The sequence below is a fragment of the Dysgonomonas sp. Shenzhen-Wh21 genome (assembly GCF_043392705.1).
Taxonomy (GTDB): Bacteria; Bacteroidota; Bacteroidia; order Bacteroidales; family Dysgonomonadaceae; genus Dysgonomonas.
The window spans coordinates 1-3,190 of the sequence record NZ_JAIXHZ010000150.1 but is presented as its reverse complement, the minus strand read 5'-3'; the positions used below and the strand labels follow the sequence as shown (position 1 = coordinate 3,190).

The window sequence follows — 3,190 nt, the reverse complement described above, 5'->3', positions numbered from 1 at the left end:
GCCCCGGAATGATTGAAGTATCAACATTTGAAAGTGACGGACAAACGGAAAAAACGAATTTCTCAATTAATTATATGAATGAGACCAATACGCTAAAGGTTATAGCAAAATGGCTACCTACAAGTGCTGCAAACTTAGAAGTGGGTCAAATATGGAATGATAACGGAACATTGAAAATCAAATAAATTATTAAATCTTTTAAAATTAAAATCATTATGAGTGAAGCTAAAGTAGCGAACGAAAGAATTTGCCGATTTGAGGCTAAATACGGTTCAGAAGCCAGTAAAGAACTTATCAGTATCATCAATGACACCCGCTCGGATTTAGGGTATCACGATGAGGCTGAATCGAAAGCCATAGCTGAAAAGATAAATGAAGGAACTAAACAAATAGTAAACAGCAAGTAAACCATGAAAGAGAATGTTGTAGAATTTGAAAAAATTAAGATCGGGTATTCCGAGCAGGGGGCAAGCAGTAAATTTTACGAATTCAAGAACCAACTGACTAAATTGAATGAGCTTCGCATCAGATTTGAGAATTTAGGTTTAGAATGGAGCATTAGCACGATTGTAGATCTATTTAACGGTGGAGCAGAAAGTGAAAGTAAGATGGTACGGGATATACAACAAGAAGTATCACGTATATCTATACCAGGGCTTCGTGATAGGATGCAGAGAGAACTCGATGACACAATAATGCATGACTTCAAGCAATTACGCATTGATGTAAAAAATATGAAACCAAGATGTGATGTTTCGTTCCTTGAAATAAAGAACGGAGCTATCGTATTATCAGATAAAGGTAAATCTGAAATAGAGGAGTCTTTTACTATTTATGCTGAGACACCCGAAGAAATGGAGATCTGGAGCGAAGCTGTATCTATTGTAGAAAGATTAAAAGCACTGGATGACAGGTTACGACCATTTGGAATACTAGCCATCGCAAGAAATGACATTAACGAGCCTTCTCTCATCAGAATGGCTTTTAGAAATGCAGAAACAGACCCTTTTGTTTTGAAAGAGTGCAATGCGAATGGTTTTCGGGTAGGAAAAAGATAAATTATAAACAACCTCCGGGCTTAATCGTCCGGGGGTATATTTGCCAGATTTATGGAACAGCTAAATAATATCACCGAATTATCCGAACTCAAAAAGAGAATGGAAGCTTTAGAGGGTAAAATATTAAAGCCTGAATTAACGGACTTACAACATATCCCATTGCTGTATGGTTGGTATAAGGATATTGTAGCCGAAATAAAGGACTTTCCCGATGAGGATAAAGCAGAATATAAGCAAGTCTTTTTGTTCTGCATATTAATGCTGTATTGTCCTAGAGCCTTATCGGATAACTTTATGATAAGAGGAATGAGACAAAGAATCGCTATTTTGTTCGATCTGTCACCCTCTCATATCTCTAATCTGATAAATCCTATATCGTTCCACTACAAGACATACAACGTATTTAGGGCTAATTGTGACACGGTTTTAGCAGAAATACAGTTCAGGATTGAGAAAAGGATATTGGAACTTATCCAAAGGTAAATATGAAAAGAACATTGATATACATATTTTGATATGGCACAAAGGAAAGGACAAACAGGAAACCCCAAAGGCAGACCAAAGGGTATACCGAATAAAGTTACTACTGAACTTAAAACATGGATTCAGGAGCTAATAGACGGCAATAGATCAAAGTTTGAAAAAGACTTGAAAGAATTAGAGCCAAAAGACAGGCTAATGATTATAGAACGACTGATGCAGTATGTAGTTCCAAAGCAGCAATCTATCAGCGTTGAAGCCCAGATTGCAGCCGAATATAGCGAGCTTGAAAAACTATTGGACAAAGCACCTGACAAGGTTGTGGATGCGCTATTAGAGAGAATGAATAATTTAAAAATGAATGAAGATGAAGATTGATAGAGATTTAAAAACACGATTACTGGCTGCTATTGCAGTCGGCAAACTGAATTTTGAGAAGTTCCCCGAATTAGTTGAGGCTTGCAGGGAACATTCAAAGACAAAGCCAATGACAAAGGAGCAAGCACGAAAGATCATTGAGACACTCGATTATGATTTATCGAAGCTTACAGATGAAGAGTTACAAACGTTTCACGATTTACACCAAAAGGTACTAAGCAATGGAAACTAAAAAGAACAAGGTAAATAAAATACTATCCAAATTAAAGGGATACGAGGCGATAACGTCTATTCCCATCGGTTGGTGGATAACTAGCTCTGACAAAGTGAAAGAAGCTCTTAAAACCGCTAAAAAACAATTGGAATGAATAAACAGGATAAAATTAAACGCATCCTATCGGAACTCAAAGGAGAGAAGTCCGAAACTATTACTATCGCTATCATAGATCGCACGTGTGACCCTGCAATGTACTATGATAATATAGGGATGGATAACGGCATACCATTAAGTAAAGACGAACTGACCGCTTACAATAATGGAAAGTCCATCACTTCAATAATTAATGATCGTTCGTGATGTTTTATTGATGAGGTGTTGAGGGTGTAGATTGGGAATACCCTTTTTTATGCCTTTAATATAGATTTGAACCCTCGGAGGTCGGGAGATGTGAATGCTAAACCTTTTTCTTTAAGAATTAGCCTCGGCTATTACATATTTTTGAACTTCATTAACGTAATCATCTAAGCCATCAAATTCTATTATTCGTTTAGGGGAATTAACTTCATTCAACAGTTTTATTGAGTTTGAATAAATCTTATGAAGATTTTTATTACTTGGCTTAGAAAGAAGTAAATCTATTCTTGAATTATTATTTGCTAAATATGGCTCTAACCAATGTAAATAGCTGCAGTATTCTGCCGTTTTTCGTTGAATTGACTGCTCTTCTACTAAATCAAATCCGACCGGCTTAACCAAATTGCATGTTCCATTTTGCCATGCAATATCGAATCTGAAATTTAAGCTTTTATAATTAATATCAATATTTTTATTGCTTATTTTAGTAAATAAATCTGGGTTCTTATTTATTAATCTATTCTTAAACCTATTGATTATAAATGCTTCATCATGTTTTTTAGGTTTTTCTTCTTCTAATTGATCGCTCGTGAGGTCTTAGAAAGCAATCCTTTTGATTTTATTGATTCTTTTCTTCTTAAAGAAGATGATTCATCTCTTCAATTTACCAACACCATAACTTCGTTGTATAATAGTGTAA

General features: G+C 35.4%; 8 protein-coding genes. All 8 read left to right on the top strand.

Features of this window, described 5'->3' with window-relative positions; all coding sequences use genetic code 11:
• Nucleotides 1-185: hypothetical protein (locus LDB17_RS10185; protein ID WP_393925023.1), on the top strand; the 185-nt coding region annotated here is incomplete at its 5' end.
• A gap of 30 nt (nucleotides 186-215) precedes the next feature.
• Complete coding sequence (locus LDB17_RS10180) at nucleotides 216-407, top strand: hypothetical protein (protein WP_252639496.1); 192 nt, start codon at nucleotides 216-218, stop codon at nucleotides 405-407.
• A 3-nt stretch (nucleotides 408-410) separates the two neighbouring features.
• Nucleotides 411-1,058, top strand: coding sequence for a hypothetical protein (locus LDB17_RS10175; protein WP_252639495.1), 648 nt, complete (start codon nucleotides 411-413; stop codon nucleotides 1,056-1,058).
• A gap of 51 nt (nucleotides 1,059-1,109) precedes the next feature.
• Complete coding sequence (locus LDB17_RS10170; protein WP_252639494.1) at nucleotides 1,110-1,541, top strand: hypothetical protein; 432 nt, start codon at nucleotides 1,110-1,112, stop codon at nucleotides 1,539-1,541.
• A 33-nt stretch (nucleotides 1,542-1,574) separates the two neighbouring features.
• Nucleotides 1,575-1,916, top strand: a complete 342-nt coding sequence (locus tag LDB17_RS10165; RefSeq protein ID WP_252639493.1) for a DUF5681 domain-containing protein — start codon at nucleotides 1,575-1,577, stop codon at nucleotides 1,914-1,916.
• Nucleotides 1,906-2,148 carry a hypothetical protein gene (locus LDB17_RS10160; RefSeq protein WP_252639492.1) on the top strand — a complete coding sequence of 81 codons (243 nt, stop codon included), beginning with the start codon at nucleotides 1,906-1,908 and terminating at the stop codon, nucleotides 2,146-2,148. The genes LDB17_RS10165 and LDB17_RS10160 overlap by 11 nt, the downstream gene beginning before the upstream one ends.
• Nucleotides 2,138-2,284: a hypothetical protein gene (locus LDB17_RS10155; RefSeq protein ID WP_252639491.1), complete on the top strand. Its 147-nt coding sequence runs from the start codon at nucleotides 2,138-2,140 to the stop codon at nucleotides 2,282-2,284. The genes LDB17_RS10160 and LDB17_RS10155 overlap by 11 nt, the downstream gene beginning before the upstream one ends.
• Nucleotides 2,281-2,493 carry a hypothetical protein gene (locus LDB17_RS10150; RefSeq protein WP_252639490.1) on the top strand — a complete coding sequence of 71 codons (213 nt, stop codon included), beginning with the start codon at nucleotides 2,281-2,283 and terminating at the stop codon, nucleotides 2,491-2,493. Before LDB17_RS10155 ends, LDB17_RS10150 begins: the two co-directional genes overlap by 4 nt.
• The last annotated feature ends 697 nt before the right edge of the window (nucleotides 2,494-3,190 follow it).

Coding starts and splice junctions, on each gene's coding strand:
- LDB17_RS10180 (WP_252639496.1), top strand. CDS start 216: ATGAGTGAAGCTAAAGTAGCGAACGAAAGAATTTGCCGATTTGAGGCT.
- LDB17_RS10175 (WP_252639495.1), top strand. CDS start 411: ATGAAAGAGAATGTTGTAGAATTTGAAAAAATTAAGATCGGGTATTCC.
- LDB17_RS10170 (WP_252639494.1), top strand. CDS start 1,110: ATGGAACAGCTAAATAATATCACCGAATTATCCGAACTCAAAAAGAGA.
- LDB17_RS10165 (WP_252639493.1), top strand. CDS start 1,575: ATGGCACAAAGGAAAGGACAAACAGGAAACCCCAAAGGCAGACCAAAG.
- LDB17_RS10160 (WP_252639492.1), top strand. CDS start 1,906: ATGAAGATTGATAGAGATTTAAAAACACGATTACTGGCTGCTATTGCA.
- LDB17_RS10155 (WP_252639491.1), top strand. CDS start 2,138: ATGGAAACTAAAAAGAACAAGGTAAATAAAATACTATCCAAATTAAAG.
- LDB17_RS10150 (WP_252639490.1), top strand. CDS start 2,281: ATGAATAAACAGGATAAAATTAAACGCATCCTATCGGAACTCAAAGGA.